Raw genomic sequence first — 18,208 nt, 5'->3', positions numbered from 1 at the left:
GACGTTTTCGTGGACGTCGGTCGACTGGTCCAGGTCCCACCGCCACACCCCGGTGCAGGTCGGCCCGAATAAGAGGCCGGAAGGCGTCACAGGGCGAATAAGAGGAGATCGCTATGAATGATGATTGAGATCGCTGGAATGGTCAACGATCGGGAAGGTGCCTTAGCGGTTGCTCGGTGCGACGATCCGTCGTGAAGCCACACCTTTAAAGTCCTGTCGATCCAGGTCAAGGCCACAGTCATAAGCGTGTGCCGTTCGCTCGAAAACCAGCTGGCCGACCAGTGTGACTTGCGTCACAGCGAAGGGAGGGGTCGCCGTTTGGCGGCTCCGACCTGGACCTACAGGTTTTGGGCAAAAAAAATTCGCCGAGGCGGCGAGAAAATCGAGGCATACGCACGATTTGGCGTCGGTCACCCAACGTCGAACGTCGTGTGATGTAGTGCGGCGGATGAACACGCCAATGCCATTAGGAAACCCCTGTTCCAGCCGCCCCTTATCCGTTCCTCGGTGGCGTCCACCGGCGGGCACGCGAACAACAGTTTCGATATGACAATTCCCTGAGACCGTCATGGCCCCGGGTCGCGAGTGTTTACGATCCCGTTCAGGAAGGTCGCACCGGGCGGATCACGTGTGGTTGGACAGTGGAATCGGGGCGCGGCACGACAGCGACGAGGCTTCCTGCCGGGGCATCGTACCCTGGCCGGCCGCTGTTTTGCCAGGAGCCTCCTCTTGTCCGCGAAGCCTCGCTGGACAGGGTCGTCAGGGCGGAAACGGCCCGGTGTGCGACTGCTGAGAATCGACGGTTGCACACGCCTTCCCAGTGACAACCTATTTCCGAAACAACCAATCTTTACTTTTATGCCGACCTTATGTGAGGATCGCCGCGTTTGATCGAACCGATCATGGAAGGCCGGAGTGAACACACGCCGACTGAGACTTGGTGCGTTGTCCCGTAGCCGCCGCCGTACATCCCTGATAGCCGTTTTCGGGCTGTCCGCGTCCGTGTTGGCGGCCGTACCCGCCGCCGCCGATCCCGCTCCCGTCCCCGTCTCCTCGCCCCTGGCGCGGTCCGCCGCCTCCGACCCGGTGCGGGCCGCCGGGCAGAAGGCGGCGCGGGACAAGAAACCCATCGAAATCGAGAGCCTCCACACCGAGAACTCCACCACGGTCGCCAACCCCGACGGCAAGACCCTCGGCACCTACGTCTACAGCCAGCCCGTCCGTGTCAAACGGGACGGGGGCTGGCGGGCGGTCGACACGACCCTGGTCGTGGAGAACAACGTGGTCAGGCCACGCGCGGTCAAGCTGGACATCAGCCTGTCCAACGGCGGGAACACCACGCTGCTGACCGCCAAGGGCGAGACACTGGGGACGAAGGAGGGCAAGGCCGGTGAGGTGGAGATCACCGCGCCGGCCGAGCTGCCCACTCCGAGACTGTCGGGCAACAAAGCGGTTTACGAGTCCGCCTACGGTCGTGGCATCGACCTGGTGGTCACCGTGACCTCCACCGGGTTCCACCGGGAGATCGTGATCCGGGAACGGCCCGCGGGCAAGCTGACGCTGCCGATCTCCGCGGAGCTGCCCGCCGGGATGAGCTACGGAAAGACCTCCTCCGGGACGGTGGCCGTGCTGGACGGCGAAAAGCCGGTCACCGAGCTGGCCACGGTGCGGATGCTGGACGCGACGGCGGCCGACGCCCCCGGCACCGGCCGCGTCGGCGCGGCGCGGACCGCCGTGGAGCCGAAGAAGGACGGCCCGGCGCTGGTGCTGTCGCCGGACGCCGCGTTCCTGGCCGACCCGCAGGTCGTCTACCCGGTCACCCTGGCCGCGGACGAGTCGGACTGGTACGGTCCGGGCTACCCCGACGACACGTTCATCAACAACAAGACCTGGAACACCGGCGGCCCCAACCAGAGCATGTTCAAGCTGCTGGCGGGCAACGGCGGCAACGCCATCTCCAACGGCCCCACCAACGACCCGAGCACCATCTGGCGCAGCTACCTGCGCTTCAACCTGACCGGCACCCCCTTCATGGGCCGTCCGATCATCAACGCCGACCTGCGGCCGTGGAACTACCGCTCCCACGCCTGCGGCGACGCCAAGGGCGACATCGTCGTGCGCCGCATCACCAGCACCTGGTCGGTCAACTCGCTGAGCTGGAACGCCCAGCCCACGGTGACCACCAGCGGCCAGGGCGTCAAGGGCAGCGCCGTCGGCGACCACTGCTCGGGCAACCTGACCTCGCGAGACGTGTACTACACCATCGAGGGCATCGTCCGTGACTGGGCCGCGGGCCAGCCCAACCACGGCCTGCGGATCAGCGCCCTGCAGGAGGGCAACGTCGTCAACTGGCGCGAGTTCCGCTCCGCCGACTACACCGACGGCGACGGCCACCCCCCGCACCTCTTCGTCAAGTACGAGGCACCGCCCCGGGACCTGATGGTGGTTCGCGAATACCCCGCCGAGCACGACGCTCCGACGGCTTCGTACGAGGAGGACAAGGCATGGGTGGACGCGGGTAACGTCTACGACGATCTCCCCCCGCCCCGGGACCTGACCCCGGAGCAGGCCATCGAGGAGTCCCTCGCGGAGGGCATCTCGATGGACGCCAAACTCGTCGACGGCGCCTACATTCCCGAGGGGATCTCCGACGAGGATCTCCTGGAGACGGTCGACAACCCCGGGGAGGGGGCGGACTTCCCCGGCGAGGCGCCCCCGGGGAACTCCGTACCGGTGCCGAGGCCACCCGACCGCCTGCTGAACGCCAACCCCTTCTTCGAGACCGAGTCCGCCCCGTGGACGGTCGCCGACGGCACCCTGCAGCGTTCGACGGACCGGGCGCACGAGGGCACGGCATCGGCGAAGATCGTCGCGGGCGCGCAGGGCGTCGTCCGCTCCGAGGCCGGTCTCCCGGTCGTCGCGGACCGCCTGCACGCGGCCACCGGCTGGTTCTTCCCCGTCGGTGCCGACGCGGAGGTGCAGTACGGGCTCGACTGGTTCAAGGCGGACGGCTCCTCGGCCGGTTCGTCACCGGTGTCGAAGACGCTGCCGCGCGACACCTGGACCGAGGTGTCGGTCGAGGAGTTCCCGCCGGACGGAGCGGTGACGGCCCAGCTCAAGCTGACCGTCCCGGGCGCCGTCACGCTGTACGCGGACGAGCTCAAGGCTCTCGGCGCCACCGCTCAGGCCCCGCCGGTCCCCACTCTGGTGGCGGCCTACGGGTTCGACGAGGGTACGGGTTCGACGGTGGGTGACGCGTCGGGCAAGGGCAACGTCGGTACCAGCCGTAACGCCTCGTGGACAGCCGGAAAGTTCGGCCAGGCGATGGACTTCAACGGCCTGACCAGCTGGGTGACGGTGCAGGATTCGGCGTCGTTGCGGCTGGGCTCGGCGATGACACTGTCGGCGTGGGTGCGGCCGGAGACGGTCGCCTCCTGGAGCACGGCGATGATGAAGGAGCTGGCTCCCGGGACGCAGGGCGCCTCGTACGGGCTGTACGCCTCCAACGGCAGCAGCCCGTCAGGGTGGCTGCAGCTGAACGGCACGGTGAGTCAGGTCCGTGGAACGTCGGTGTTGCCGATCCGGACCTGGAGCCACGTCGCGGTGACGTACGACGGTGCGCACGCGCGGTTGTACGTCAACGGCGCTCTGTCGGGTGAGACACCCGCGAGCGGCGCGCTGGACGACGCGGGCGGCCCCCTGCGCATCGGTGGCAACAACGCGTGGAGTGGCGAGTTCTTCGACGGTCTCATCGACGAGGTCCGGGTCTACAAAGAGGCGCGGACCGCGGCGCAGATCCAGGCCGACATGAACACCCCGATCAACGGTTCCACACCCCCCGACCCGGACCCGGACCCCGATCCCGACCCCGATCCCGACCCGGACCCCGACCCGCCCGTTCCGGGGCTGGTCGCGGCGTACGGCATGGAAGAGACCGTCGGCAGCACCGTCGCCGACTCCTCCGGCCACGGCAACACCGGCAGCGCCCTTGACACCACCCGGACGACCGCCGGGAAGTACGGCAGGGCGATGACGTTCGACGGCGAATCCAGCTGGATCACCGTCAACGGCGCCCCCTCCCTGCGGCTGGCGGAGAACATGACCGTGTCGGCCTGGGTGAAGCCCGACACGGTCGGCAACTGGCGCACCGTCGTCATGCAGGACTGGGGCAACGGCGAACACGAGTCCTACGGCCTGTACGCCTCCGACGAGGGCGGCGTCCCGACCGGATACCTGGCCACCGAGTCGGACGAAGGGGGACTGTCCGGGACCGGTTCCCTGCCGACCGGCACCTGGAGCCACCTGGCCCTCACCTACGACGGCACCCGCGCCCGTCTCTGGGTGAACGGCGTCGCGGTGGCGTCGGCACCACTCACCGACGCTCTCATCAGTGACGGAAGCCCGCTCTACATCGGCGGCCACTCCGTCTGGGGCGACCACTTCGACGGCCTCATCGACGAGGTCCGCGTCTACAACGTGGCGCAGACCGCGGCGCAGATCCAGACCGACATGAGCACCCCGGTCCCGACGGCGACCGGCGCGGCGGCCTCCGCGCGGACGCTCAAGGCGGCACCGGTGGCGAAGCCGGAGATCGGCAAGCTCGTGTCGGAGGGCACCGGCGTGTCCCGGGGCAGCGCGCTGACCGCCACGCGGAATCCGGAACTGGCGGCCTGGGTGACCGGGAAGGCGGGATCCTCCTCGGCGGAGTTCGAGGTCGCCGCCCCGCCCGCCAGGCTGTCGAAGGCGGGCAGGACGATCTGGTCGGGCACGAGCGCGGCGTCGGCCGAGCCGAGGAAGACCGTGCGGATCCCGGCCGGCAAACTGGACGACGGCATGCGCGTCCGCTGGCGGGCACGTACGATCATCGCCGGTACGCCCGGCCCGTGGTCGGCCTGGCAGTCGCTGACCGTCGACGTGTCCGCCAAGCCCGTGACGGCCGGGTCGGAGAAGCGCGCGACCGCGACGTCGGCTCAGGCTCAGGTTCAGGCGCAGGCCAGCGACCCGGTCGAGATTCGCCAGATCTTTCCGGAGCAGAGGGCGAACGCCTCCCGGATGACGCTGGCCGACTGCAAGCAGGAGACGGCGCACACCAACCCCAACAAGATCACCGAGTACAAGCGGAACAGGTTCGACTACTGCCGGCGCATTCCGTTCCGCGCCACGCAATGGCTGGGCGGGCAGAAAGCCGGGGAATTGCTCGCTCACTCCTACTGGCGGATCACCACGAACCAGAACAACCGCGAGTTCAAGACCCAGGAACACGTGGTCATCAAGTCGGCCACGGGAACACTCGCGAACGCCCCCATTCTGCTCTTCCGCTACATCTTCCCCGCAGGGGAGCGTAACAGGGGAACCTGCCTCGCCAGCCAGTCCGAAGAGGGTATGAACAATTGGTACCGGGTCAACGAGTGGCGGGCGGCGTCTCCCAACGAGTGGCACATCACCGGAGGTTTCAGGTCGACCGAGATGGTGGGGGTGGACAAGGAGGGATCGTGCACGGAGACCAACATGTTCGGCGTCAAATTCCCCATGCCCGATGGAACCGAGAACATGCTGTTCTCGCTGGGTAAGGTGCGCAACATACGTTGCGACACCTCGCCGCTCTTCAAGAAGTCGTACCCCAACGGAGGGTGTGTGATCCTGCGCGGCGCGCTCACGCTGGCCATGGCTGAGGGCGACCAGACATACAACGCGAAAGAGAATCGCTACACCTCGATCGCGGAAATATTCCGTCACGTCAAAAGTGCTTTGCAGTTCCCGGGGCTCAGCAAGCCGGGCAGAAAGACCTACTACGACCTGGACCCCAGCAAGAAGAAGTTCGCGGGCGCCTGGGGCGACAAGGACCATCCGCTGACAAGGGCCAAGTACAACACCACCCCCGGAGGCAGCCACGGCATTGTCCACACGGCGTGCCAGAACGAGTACACCAAGGCCGAGCGGGTGGGCAAGGCGTGCGACGAGTACCCGTTCGCCAGCACCGAGCAGAGCGCCAAAAACGCCGAGCCGGATAACAACTACTCCATCCGGCTGGTGAATGCGGATGTGAACACCTTCCATGGACGCGCTCTCGGCTTCTGGTACGCGAACAACCGGGTGATCCGAAGCGATAAGTTCTGGGTCAACCTCCTCAACTAGCCGAATCGACCAGCGGAAGGGCCCCGGCGCGTGTCAGCGCGGAACGCGCCGGGGCCCTTCTCCCATCACCGGAAGGCGGGGCTCCCATGGCAGTCCTTCGCGCGAGCGCCCTCGACAGCCTGCGTATCTGGTCGGGCTCCGGCTTTCTCATCACCGAGATGAAGGACGGCGTTCCCATGGGCAGCCCCTCGCCGGGCGACGGCATGAGGCATACGCTCCCCAGGATCGGGGCGGGGCCCAACGGCGTCAGCATCACCAGCGCGGTCCACCCCGGGGACGAACTTTTACGGGGTGGGCCGATCCACGTCCGCTACGAGGTCTGGGACGCCGAGCCCGACCCGCTCCCCTCCTGGGAACGCATGTGGGAAGGCCGCCTCCACCTGCGCACCGGCCTGATCGGCATCGCCGAGGACTACGGGGACCCGTACGCGTCAGACGACGAGTACCTGGAGTTCGACACGGGTGAGCAGGACAGCACCTGGTCGGCCCGGGTGTCGACCAGGCTCCTGGTCAACACCGAGGAGCCCGACTTTCCGGCCGATGTCATCAAGGTCGACCTCTACCGGATGCAGCTCTGGCCGCCCCGGACGATGTGACGCCACGCTCAGGCAGGCCTGTGTCTTCGGGCTTCGCGGACCCCTCCTCGTCCGGCGCGGGGAGGGGTGACGCCGTCACCCCTCCGGCTCCGGCCCTGACCGAGGAGGCGACGCGGGGCCGCCGGGGTTCTTGGAATCGCGGAAGGCCACAACGTCGCCCAGGTTCGCGACTTCTACCAGGTCCTCAGGGGGACACTCCTTCCGGGTTTCGTGCCGGTCGACGTCCGGGTGTACGTCGAAGGCGCCCGCGCGTGGCCGGGGGAGATCGGCGGTGATGGGGATGTAACAGCCGGGCGTGGGCGTCTGTGACGTCTGTGTAACGCCTGTTTCTTATGTTTCCGTCGTTGGATCCGCCCGGTGCGGCTTCGGTGTCCCCGGTCCGCCACAGGCCCCGCTCACGGAGAAGGGACCCATGACGGCCTCAGAGACGGTGAAGACGGTCTGCTCGTACTGCGGTGTCGGCTGCGGGATCGTGCTGGAGGTGGACGGGCGGCGCCGGGTCGTCAGGGCCTCCGGTGACAGGAGTCACCCGGCCAACGCCGGTCGGCTGTGTACCAAGGGGGCCACCACCGCGGACATGCTCGCGGCCCCCGGCCGCCTCGAAAGCGGGCTGGTCAGGCCGGACCGGGGCGCCGAGCCCGCGCCGGTGAGCGTGGACGCGGCGATCGGCGAGACCGCCCGGCGGCTGCGGCGGATCCTGGACGAGCACGGGCCGGACGCGCTGTCGTTCTACGTGTCGGGCCAGATGACGCTGGAGGCGCAGTACCTGGCCAACAAGCTCGCCAAGGGCTTCGTCGGCACCAACCAGATCGAGTCCAACTCCCGGCTGTGCATGGCCAGCGCGGGCAGCGGCTACAAGCTGTCGCTGGGGTCGGACGGCCCGCCAGGCTCCTACGAGGACTTCGACCGCGCCGACCTGTTCCTCGTGATCGGCGCGAACATGGCCGACTGCCATCCGATCCTGTTCCTGCGGATGCTGGACCGGGTCAAGGCCGGTGCCAGGCTCATCGTGGTCGATCCCCGCCGTACCGCCACCGCCGACAAGGCGGACCTGTTCCTGCGGGTCAGGCCGGGCACCGACCTCGCCCTGCTCAACGGGCTGCTGCACCTGCTGGTCGAGGGCGGCCACGTCGACCACGAGTTCGTCGAGCAACACACCGACGGCTGGGAGGCGATGCCGGAGTTCCTGCGGGACTATCCTCCCGAGACGGTCGCCGCCCTCACCGGCATCCCCGAGGACGACCTGCGCCGGGCGGCCGAGTGGATCGGCGCGGCGGGGGAGTGGATGAGCTGCTGGACGATGGGGCTCAACCAGAGCACGCACGGCACCTGGAACACCAACGCGCTGTGCAACCTGCACCTGGCCACCGGCGCGATCTGCCGCCCCGGCAGCGGCCCGTTCTCCCTGACCGGCCAGCCCAACGCCATGGGCGGGCGCGAGATGGGCTACATGGGGCCCGGCCTGCCCGGCCAGCGTTCGGTGCTGGTGGAGAAGGATCGCCTCTTCACCGAGGAACTGTGGAACCTGCCGCCCGGCACCCTGCGTACCGACGTCGGCCAGGGGACCGTCGAGATGTTCTCGCGCATGGCCGAGGGCGAGATCAAGGCGTGCTGGATCATCTGTACCAACCCGGTCGCCAGCGTCGCCAACCGCAGGACCGTCATCGCGGGCCTGGAGGCCGCCGAGTTCGTCGTCACCCAGGACGTCTTCGCCGCCACCGAGACCAACGCCTACGCCGACGTGGTCCTGCCCGCGGCCATGTGGGCCGAGACCGAAGGCGTGATGGTCAACTCCGAGCGGAACCTCACCCTGCTCCGGCAGGCCGTGGAACCGCCGGGACAGGCGCTGCCCGACTGGCGGATCATCGCCCGCGTCGCGTGCGAGATGGGCTTCGAAGACGCCTTCTCGTACGAGAGCGCGGAGGAGGTGTTCGAGGAGATCAAGCGGGCGTGGAATCCCGGGACCGGCTACGACCTGCGGGGTGTCACCTACGAGCGGCTGCGCGAGACCCCCGTCCAGTGGCCGAGCCCGCCGGGCGGCGGTGCCCGCAACCCCGTGCGCTACCTCAACGACGGCGTCAGCCAGACCCCGCTCACCCGGCCGGACGGCAGCCGCCCGCGCCTCGCCTTCGCCACCGCGAGCGGCCGGGCCGCCTTCTTCCCCCGCCCGTACCTGCCCGCCGCCGAGCTGCCCGACGACGCCTACCCGTTCGTCCTCAACACCGGCAGGCTGCAGCACCAGTGGCACACCCTGACCAAGACGGGAAGGGTCGCCAAGCTCAACAAACTCAACCCCGGGCCCTTCGTCGAGATCCACCCGGACGACGCGGCCGAGCGCGAGATCGGCGAGGGCGACCTGGTGGAGATCGCCTCCCGGCGCGGCAGGGCCGTGCTGCCCGCCCGCCTGACCGACCGGGTCATGCCGGGCAACTGCTTCGCGCCGTTCCACTGGAACGACCTGTTCGGCGAGTACCTCAGCGTCAACGCGGTCACCAGCGACGCCGTCGACCCCATTTCCTTCCAGCCCGAGTTCAAGGTGTGCGCGGTCTCCCTCACCAGGGTCGCCTCCGAGGCGCCGTCGGTGTCTTCGGTGTCTTCGGGGGCTTTGGGGGACGCGGTTCCGGAGTACGCCGGGTCCGCCCGGATCGCCGCGCTGGCCGGGCTGCTCGGGGTGGCCGATCTGACGCCGCCGGTGCTCGCCGACCACGAACGCCACTACCTGGCCGGTTTCCTGTCCGCCCTCGACAGCGCGGCACCCGACCTCGACGCTACGGCGTCCCCCGGTACGGCCGTGCCGGTCCTGCCGGAGCACGCCCCGGTCGATCCCGCCCACGCCCTGTGGATCAACGGGGTGCTGGCCGGGATGTTCTCCCGTACCCTCGCGCCGTCACCTCGGGGAGCGACCGGTGATCCGGTGTCGCCGGTACGGGACATCGTCGTCCTGTGGGCCTCCCAGACCGGGAACGCCGAGGAGTTCGCCGCCGCCAGCGCCGACCGGCTGACCGGCGCGGGGCGGGCCCCCCGGCTGGTCAGCATGGCCGACTGCGCCCCGGACAGCATTCCCCGTGGCGCGGACCTGCTCGTCATCTCCAGTACCTTCGGTGACGGCGAGGCCCCCGACAACGGCGTCGGATTCTGGGAGGCCCTCATCGGGTCCGGCGCACCCCGGCTCGACGGCGTGCGCTATGCCGTACTCGCCTTCGGGGACTCCAGTTATGACGACTTCTGCGGTCACGGGCGACGGCTCGACCGGCGCCTCGAAGAGCTGGGCGCCCTGCGTCTGGCACCCCGCGTGGACTGTGAGCCCGACGACCACTCGCGGGCACTCGGCTGGCTTGAGCGGTTGCTCACCACCCTCACCGAGTCTTCCGTGCTTGCCGAGCCCTCTGTCCTTGCCGAGTCCTCTGTGCTCGCCGAGCCTCCCGTTCTCAACGAGCCTTCTGTTCTCGCCGAGCCTCCAGTTCCGTTCGCGATGAGTTCGGGGGCCGAGTCGTCGGCCGGGTCCGGCAGGGGATCGCCGTTCGGCGCCCTCCTGACCGGTAACCGGCTGCTCAGCCTGCCCGGGTCGGCGAAGGAGGTGCGGCAGTTCACCTTCGACACCGGCGGCGAGCTGACCTACCGGGCCGGTGACGCGCTCGGGGTGCTGCCGGTCAACGGCTCCGGCCTGGTCGCCGAATGGCTGGCGGTGACCGGTCTCGACCCCGCCGACACCGTCGAGATCCCCGATGTCGGCTCCCTCCCGTTCGGCGAGGCGCTGCGGGGCCACCTGGAGATCACCAGGATCACTCCCGGCCTGCTCAGGTTCGTCGCCGACCGGACCCGCGACCGCGATCTCACCAGGTTCCTGCGCTCGGGCAACGGGGGTGAGCTGGCCAAGTGGACCTGGGGGCGCCAGGCCGTCGACGTGGTCGGCGAACTCCCGGTCCGGGCCACGGCCCAGGAGTGGGCGGACGTCCTCAAGCGCCTGAAGCCGCGCCTGTACTCCATCTCCTCCAGCCCGCTGGTCGATCCCCACCGGGTGCGCCTGACGGTCTCGGTCGTCCGCTTCGACAACCCGCGCGGCACGGCGCGCAGGGGAGTGTGCTCGTCCTTCCTGGCGGACAGCCCCGAGCGCACCCCCGTACCCGTCTTCGTCCAGCGCACCAGGCACTTCCGCCCACCGTCGGATCCGGCCACGCCGATGATAATGATCGGCCCGGGTACGGGCGTCGCGCCCTTTCTCGGTTTCCTGGACGAGCGCCGGGCGCTGGGGCACCCCGGCCGCAACTGGCTCTTCTTCGGCGAGCAGCGCCGCTCCACCGACTTCTACTACCGCGACGAGCTCGACGCGTCACGCCGCGACGGGCTGCTGACCCGGCTGGACCTCGCCTTCTCCCGCGACCAGCGCGCCAAGGTCTACGTCCAGGACCGCATGCGCGAGCACGGCGTCAAGCTCTGGTCCTGGCTCCAGGACGGCGCCCACCTGTACGTCTGCGGTGACGCCAGCCGGATGGCCAAGGACGTCGACCTGGCCCTGCGCGAGATCGCCACCGTCCACGGCGGCCTCGGCGACGACGAGGCCGCCCTCTACGTCAAACATCTGTCCACGAGCAGGCGCTACGTACGCGACGTGTACTGAGGCTCCTGCCACCCTCGCCCGGTGTCCCGGCCGCGATGGGCCGGGATCCATCGTCCGGGCGGAAGGGCAGCGGAGGGCCGGGTGGTCGTCAGATGCCGGGGAACACCTGGCGGAGGTCGTCCAGGGTGACGCCGTCGCCGGTGACGGTCACCGACGGAGGGGTGTGCTCGGGGGCCAGCCTGCCGCCGAGCAGGCGTGCCCAGGCCTCGCTGGGAAGCGTCAGGGTGACGTCGGCGGGCTCCGGCGCCTCGCTGAAGCCGACGGTCTCCCCGAGGGTGAGTCCCAGGACGTGCTCGGGGTCGGTCGTCTCGACCCGGAGGGTCGTGGCCAGGCGCGGGTCCAGGCCGTCCGACCTGCCGATGAAACCGATCATGAAATCGAGCGGCCCGGCGTACAGGTCGGTCAGCACCCCGGCGGCGTCCCGCGCGACGGTGGCCTTGGGGTCGAAGGCGACCCTGACGTCCCAGGCGTGCAGGGCGGCCTCGTTCAGGCGCATCCCGGCCACCAGTGCGACGCTGCCGGGCATGGGGAGGAATCCCAGCTTGATCTGCAGCCGCTCGCGGGCGTCGGCGTCGAGGCTCTCGTACGCCGCGACGATGTCGGCGTCGGCGGTGAGGAAGTCCTCGGCCTGCTCCCCGGGGGCTTTCGCGTTCCAGCGGTCCCACACGGGGTGGTTGAAGTCCTGGCCCGGGGCGTCCTGGCCGTTCTGCGCCGCGCGCAGCGTCGCCAGGCCGATCTCGGCGCCGCTGCCGAGGTGGCTGAGCACCTGGGCGACGGTCCACTCCGAACAGCCCGAGGGGCGGGTGAGGTCGGCGGCGTCCAGACCTCGGACGAAGGCCGCCAGCTCGTCATGGTTGGTACGCAGAGCCGTGATGGTCCTGTCGGCGAGCGTGGTCATGGTTCTCCTGCCGGGATGGGAACGGGGTGGAGACGGGATGGAGACGGCGTGAGCCGTCACGATCGAGCCGGGCGGCCACCCGGGGTCTCCTCCCGATCGTGCCCGCTGCCGCCTGGCTTACCATCATCCTCTCCCGTACCGGCACCCGTCCCCGATAGCCCGGGGACGGGTGCCGGTCGCGCGCCCGCCACCGACAGGGCCCGGGTGCCGGTCGCGTCCGGGGACGGGTGCCCGTCGCGCCCGCTCAGGTGCCGGGGATCTCCTTCACCTTCGGGATCGGGGAGAAGACCAGCAGCAGGATCGGCAGGATGGCTCCGGCGACCACCGCGAACAGGATGGCCGGGCGCAGACCGAGGGTCTCACCGAGCAGGCCCGCGCCCAGGGCTCCGAGCGGGGCCGGGATCAGTCCCAGCGAGTAGATCGTGCCGATCACCCTGGCCTGGAGGTGCGGCGGGGTGATCGACTGCACCAGGGTCATGTTGCTGACGAAGAAGACCTGGTTGCTCGCCCAGACGATGAACTGGGAGAGACCGAGCATCCCGGCGGCCAGCCAGACCGGTCCCGACGCGAACGGCACCAGCAGCAGCGCGCAGTTGCCGACGATCGTGCTCCACAGCAGTGTCGGGCCGATCCCCATGCGGCGCATGGTCCGTACCGACAGGGTCGCGCCGAGGATGGCGCCGACGCCGCCGGTCGCCATGACGATGCCCACCCACTCCACCGGCAGGTCGGGCCCGCCCCGCAGCAGGAACAGCACGTAGATCGACTGCATGGCGCCCATGACGAAGAACGAGTACAGCCCGCTCGCGATGGCCAGCGGCCGGATCATCGGCTGGTCCATCACCCACCGGAAGCCCGCCCAGATCGCCCGGTGCACGCTCCCGGCCGTCTCGTCGTCCGGGGTGGGCACCTCCTCGCGCTTGCGGATGAGGAGGATGGCGATCGCGGAGAACAGGTAGGAGAGCACGTCGATCATGATCAGTAGCGGCGCGGCGACCACCTTGATCAGCGCCGCCGCCGCGCCGGGACCGGCCGTCTGCGCCAGCGACTCGCTCAGCTGCAGCTTGCCGTTGCCGTCACCCAGGTGCCGCAGCGGGACCAGCGACGGGAAGTAGGAGCGGTACGCGACCTGGAACAGCACCGACAGCAGGCTCAGGACGAACACGACCGCGTACAGCACCCCGAGCGTGAGGCTGTCCATCACGTACAGCAGCGGTACCAGGGCCAGCACCGCCGCCCGGCCCAGGTCCGACCAGATCAGCACCGGCCGCTTGCGCATCCGGTCGATGTAGACGCCGAACAGCAGGAAGCCCAGCATCGGCAGCCGGACCAGCGCGCCCAGGATCCCCATCTCGGTCGCGCTCGCGCCCAGGGTGACGACGGCGATCAGCGGGATCGCCACGTACGAGATCTGCGAGCCGAACTGGGAGAGGGTCTGGCCGGTCCACAGCCGCAGGAAGTCCTGGTTGCGCCAGAGACTGCCGTCGTCGTCGGCTCCCTCGGGCCGCTTCTCGCCCCCGGGGGCGCCGGGGTCTGCCGGGCCTTCGGAGGTCTCGGGGGTACCGGGGGTGCCGGGGATTTCGGGGGCTTCCGGGGTGTTCCGGGGGAGGTCGAGGACCTCGGGGCCCGAGGCGGGCTCGCCGTTCCCGGTGCTCCGGGCACCCTCGGCCGTTCCGGGTGTCCCGGCCGTCGCGGTGCTTCCGGTGCTTCCGGTGCTCTGTGGCGGCCCCGTGCTCCCCGCGCTCCGGGTGCTCTCAGTGTCCGGTGACGCCATGGTCGATCCAACTCCTCAGCTTGGCGGCCGCCTCGGCGACCAGGGGTTCGAACAGGATGACCACGCGCTCGCCGGGAATCGCCTCGATCGCGAGGTTTCCCTTGACCACGCCGTTCCAGCCCAGATCGGGCCGGTCACCGGCGGGGGCGAACAGCGCCACGTCACCGTCGTACGGTTCGTGCCGGTAGCGGCCGACCGCGTGGGCGTTGGCCCGGAACACCCGAAGGAAGCGCCGGGCCTGCTCGACGTCGGCGGTGTCGGGCGCCAGGCGTTGTTCCCGCCCGGCGGCCGCGATGACCGCCAGCAGCATCTCCTCGGGGCCGAGCCCGGCGAACTCCGCGCCGCCCGTCTCCAGCGGCCCTCCGGCCAGCGCGTGGGTCATGAGCGAGGCGTCGTCCTCCAGCGAGCTGGTGATCACGGGCTCGTCCGCGTCGGAGTAGAACAGCACCAGCAGCGGGACGTCCTCGCCGAGGGCGCGCAGCCGCCTGGCCATCTCCATCGCGATGTTCCCGCCGATGCAGAACCCGCCCAGCACGTACGGCCCGCTGGGACGGACCGCGCGCAGCCGGTCGACGTAGTCCTCGACCATGTCGGCCATGGTGGTGTGCGGGTCCTCGCCGGGCGCCAGCCCGCTGGCCGCGATCGCGTAGACGGGCTGGTCGGGGCCGAGCCTGCGGGCCATCGGGTGGTAGCGGAAGACCTGCCCGCCCAGGGCGTGCACCAGGACGATCGGGGTGCGGTCGCCGTCCGCGTTGAGCGTCACCACCCGCTGCTCGCCCAGGTCCTCCGGGCGGCGCAGCACGTCCGCCAGGCCCGCCACGGTCGGCGAGGCCAGCACGGTCGCCACGGGCAGCTCCCTGCCGAACTCCTGCCTGATTCGCACGGCCAGCCGGAGCGCCAGCAGCGAGTGCCCGCCCAGGTCGAAGAAGTCGTCGAACACCCCGACCATCGGGACGTCGAACAACTCCTCCCAGATCGCCGCGACCCGCCCCTCGACCGGGTCCCTCGGCGGCACCCGGAATCCGTCCGCGCCCACCGGGTCCGGCGCGGGCAGTGCCCTCCTGTCCAGCTTGCCGTTGGAGGTGAGGGGGAGCTCCTCCAGCGTCACCCAGGCCGACGGGATCATGTGGTCGGGCAGCGTGGCCCGCAACCTCGCCCGCCAGTCGACCACCGGCCCCGTCCGGGGCCGCGTGCCCTGTTCGGGGTCCGCGTTCGTGCCGGGCTGTAGGTCCTTTTCGAGGTTCGCGTTCGTTTCGGGTCGCGCGCCCTGTCCGGGGTTCGTGCCCGTTTCGGGTCGCGCGCCGGGTTCCGCGTTCGCGTGAGGTTTCCCGTCCGTACGCGCCTCCGCGCCGGTCGTCTCGTCGTCGCCCGCCTCGACGGTCACCACGTAGCCGATCAGGCGGTCGCCGTCGGCGACGACCGCCGCCGCGCGGACCTCGGGCTCGGCGAGCAGCGCGGCCTCGATCTCGCCGGGTTCGACGCGCATGCCGCGGATCTTGGTTTGGGTGTCGAGGCGGCCGAGGTATTCGAGTTCGCCGTCGGGTCGCCATCGGGCGCGGTCTCCGGTGGCGTACAGGCGGGAGCCGGGTGGGCCGTAGGGGTCGGGGACGAAGCGTTCGGCGGTGAGGGCCGGGCGGCCCAGGTAGCCGCGGGCCAGCTGGACCCCGCCGATGAACAGCTGCCCCGGGGTGCCCACGGGCGCCCGCCCGAACCGCTCGTCGAGCACCTCAAGGCGGGTGTTGTCGACAGGGCGGCCGATCGGGACCGTCTGCTCGGCGGGGTCACACCGGTGCCAGGAGACGTCGACCGCGGCCTCGGTCGGCCCGTAGAGGTTGTGCAGCTCCACGCCGGGAAGCCGCTCGGCGAAGCGTCGTACCAGGTCGGCGGGGAGGGCCTCCCCCGAGCACACCACCCTGCGCAGGTTGCCGGTGCCCGGGTTCACAGCGGGGTTGTCCGCGTCCGGCCTGCTCGGGACCGGCTCGTCCCCATTTGGCCCGTCCACGACCAAGCGGCCCGCCCCCGGGTTGTTCGCAGCCTGCCCGTCCGTGCCCGGTTCGTTGGCAGCCGGTCCGTCCGGGACGCCGAGGGCCTCCAGGCCGGGGGTGTCGAGGAACGGGTCCAGCATGGACGGCACGAAGTGCGCCGTGGTGACCCCCTCGCCGCCGATCAGCTCGGTGAGGTAGCCGGGTTCGTAGTGCCCGCCCGGCCTGGCCACCACCAGTCCCGCGCCGGTGACCAGCGGCCAGAACAGCTCCCACACCGACACGTCGAACGAGACCGGCGTCTTGTGTAGAACCCGGTCCGCCGGGGTGAGCCCGTACGTCTCCTGCATCCAGCGCAGCCGGTTGACGATCGCCCGGTGCGACACCCCGACGCCCTTGGGCCTTCCCGTCGACCCCGAGGTGAAGATCACGTACGCGAGCGAGTCCGGCGGGTCCTCCCGTAAAGAGATCTCAGAGGAAACCTCCGAGGCGGCGGGCAGCAGGACGACCCGCGTACCCCCGGGAGCCTCGTCCGCCAGGTCGGCGGAGGTCAGCAGCACCGAGGCGCCCGCGTCGTCGAGCATGCCCCGTACCCGCCCGGCCGGGTGGCCGGGTTCCAGCGGCAGGTAGGCGCCCCCGGCGGCGAGGACGCCCAGCAGCGCGGCGGGCAGGTCCGCGCTCCGTTCGAGCAGCACCCCCACCGGCCGGTCGCGTGACACCCCGGCGCGGCGCAGCTCCCCGGCGATCGCGAGGGTCCGCCCGGCCAGCTCGCGGTAGGTGGTCCACGAGCCCTCGAAACCCACGGCCGGGGCGTCGGGCGTCAGCCTCGCCCGTTCGAAAAACAGGCCGTGCAACGTGCCGCCCGGGTGCTCGCGCCCGGTGGCGTTCCAGCGGTCGATCGCCTCGTTCTCCGCCTTGCCCACGCCGGGCTCGCCGGTCAGGGCGTCGATCACCCGCCCGGCCAGGGACTCCATCTGTTCCGGCGGGAACTGGGAGGTGTCGTAGGAGACCGTGAGGGTGAGGCCGCCGCCGGGTACCCGGACGAAGGCCACCGTGCACGGCATGTCGGTCTGCTCGAAGAACTCCTGCCCGGTGATCGTCACGCCGTCACCGGTCAGCCCGCCGTACACGTGGAAGTCCCGGAAGTCGAACAGGGTGTCCAGCAGCGGCGAGCGGCCCGCGGTTCGCTGGATCTCGAACAGCGGGTAGCGCCGGTACGGCACCGCGGCCACCTCGGCGTCGAAGACCCGCCTGACCAGTTCGGCCCGGTCGCCCGCGTCGAGGTGGACCCGCAGGGGCAGCGTGTTGAGGAACAGCCCCAGCACCTCGCCGCCGCCCTCGGTCTCCGGCCTGCCGTGGCTGAGGACGCCGGTCATGACCTCCCGCTCGCCGGTGACCAGGCCCAGCGCCGTCACGTACGCGGCCAGCAGGGTCGTGCGCAGCGGGACCCGCAGCTCGCGGCTCTGCCGCTCCAGCGCGGTCACCGTCTCGTGGGGTACCGGCACGGCGATCACCTCGGCGGCGCGCGGCCCGCCGGACGGGAACCCGGGCAGCCGGGGCAGGCGGCTCTCCGGCGCGTCCTCGGCCCGCTCCCGCCAGAACTCCCGCGCCGCCTCCGAGCCCGTCGCGGCCCGCTCGGCCGCCACCAGATCCCTGAACAGGGCCCGAGGCGCGGCGGGTTCGTACGAGCCGTGTGAGCGGTTCGCGGCGTAGCGGCTCAGCAGCTCGGTGACCAGCGCCGCGACGCTCCACCCGTCGAGGACGGCGTGGTGGAAGCTGAGACTCAGCGCGAACTCGTCGTCGTCCAGCACGTGCGCGTACGCCCGCAGCAGCGGGGGTGACGACCAGTCGAACCCGGTGTGCTTCTCGGCCTCGCGCCACGCCGCCAGCTTCTCCCGAGAGCCGCTCCCGCGTAGGTCGGCGACCTCCAGGGGGATGGTCGCGGTGTCGTGGACGAGCTGCAACGGCTCGCTGAACCCGGTCAGGTCGAACGAGGTGCGCAGCACCGGGTGCCTGGCCACGACCCCGGCCAGCGCCCCGGTCAGCGCCGGGACGTCCGGGGTGCCGCGCAGGGTGATGGTCATCAGGTCGTGGTAGGTGGGACCGTCAGGTTCGAGCTCGCTGTGGTAGATCATCCCCGCCTGCAGCGCGGCCAGCGGATACGCGTCCTCGATCATCGCTCGCCCTCCCTGAGCCTGGCCAGAT

General features: G+C 70.3%; 6 protein-coding genes. 3 read left to right on the top strand and 3 right to left on the bottom strand.

The window, feature by feature from the left end:
• Nucleotides 1–945 precede the first annotated feature (945 nt).
• From ACW9TB_RS07410 to ACW9TB_RS07400, 3 genes are all read left to right on the top strand, one after another.
• On the top strand, nt 946–6,135 hold the full coding sequence (locus tag ACW9TB_RS07410; protein WP_472747183.1) for a LamG-like jellyroll fold domain-containing protein: 5,190 nt from the start codon (nt 946–948) through the stop codon (nt 6,133–6,135).
• An 86-nt stretch (nt 6,136–6,221) separates the two neighbouring features.
• Nucleotides 6,222–6,731, top strand: a complete 510-nt coding sequence (locus ACW9TB_RS07405) for a hypothetical protein (RefSeq protein ID WP_472747182.1) — start codon at nt 6,222–6,224, stop codon at nt 6,729–6,731.
• A gap of 412 nt (nt 6,732–7,143) precedes the next feature.
• Nucleotides 7,144–11,349: a molybdopterin-dependent oxidoreductase gene (locus tag ACW9TB_RS07400; RefSeq protein ID WP_472747181.1), complete on the top strand. Its 4,206-nt coding sequence runs from the start codon at nt 7,144–7,146 to the stop codon at nt 11,347–11,349.
• Nucleotides 11,350–11,437: 88 nt separating this feature from the next.
• Here ACW9TB_RS07400 and ACW9TB_RS07395 read toward each other — a convergent pair whose 3' ends face one another.
• The 3 genes from ACW9TB_RS07395 to ACW9TB_RS07385 form a co-directional block, all read right to left on the bottom strand.
• Nucleotides 11,438–12,247 (bottom strand): maleylpyruvate isomerase family mycothiol-dependent enzyme, encoded by an 810-nt coding sequence (locus ACW9TB_RS07395; protein WP_472747180.1) that lies wholly within the window; start codon nt 12,245–12,247, stop codon nt 11,438–11,440.
• A gap of 244 nt (nt 12,248–12,491) precedes the next feature.
• Nucleotides 12,492–14,021: an MFS transporter gene (locus ACW9TB_RS07390; RefSeq protein ID WP_472747179.1), complete on the bottom strand. Its 1,530-nt coding sequence runs from the start codon at nt 14,019–14,021 to the stop codon at nt 12,492–12,494.
• Complete coding sequence (locus ACW9TB_RS07385; RefSeq protein WP_472747178.1) at nt 14,002–18,180, bottom strand: AMP-binding protein; 4,179 nt, start codon at nt 18,178–18,180, stop codon at nt 14,002–14,004. Before ACW9TB_RS07385 ends, ACW9TB_RS07390 begins: the two co-directional genes overlap by 20 nt.
• Nucleotides 18,181–18,208: the final 28 nt, after the last annotated feature.

This window comes from Streptosporangium sp. H13245 (assembly GCF_055690525.1).
This window is presented reverse-complemented; position numbering and strand designations above follow the sequence as displayed.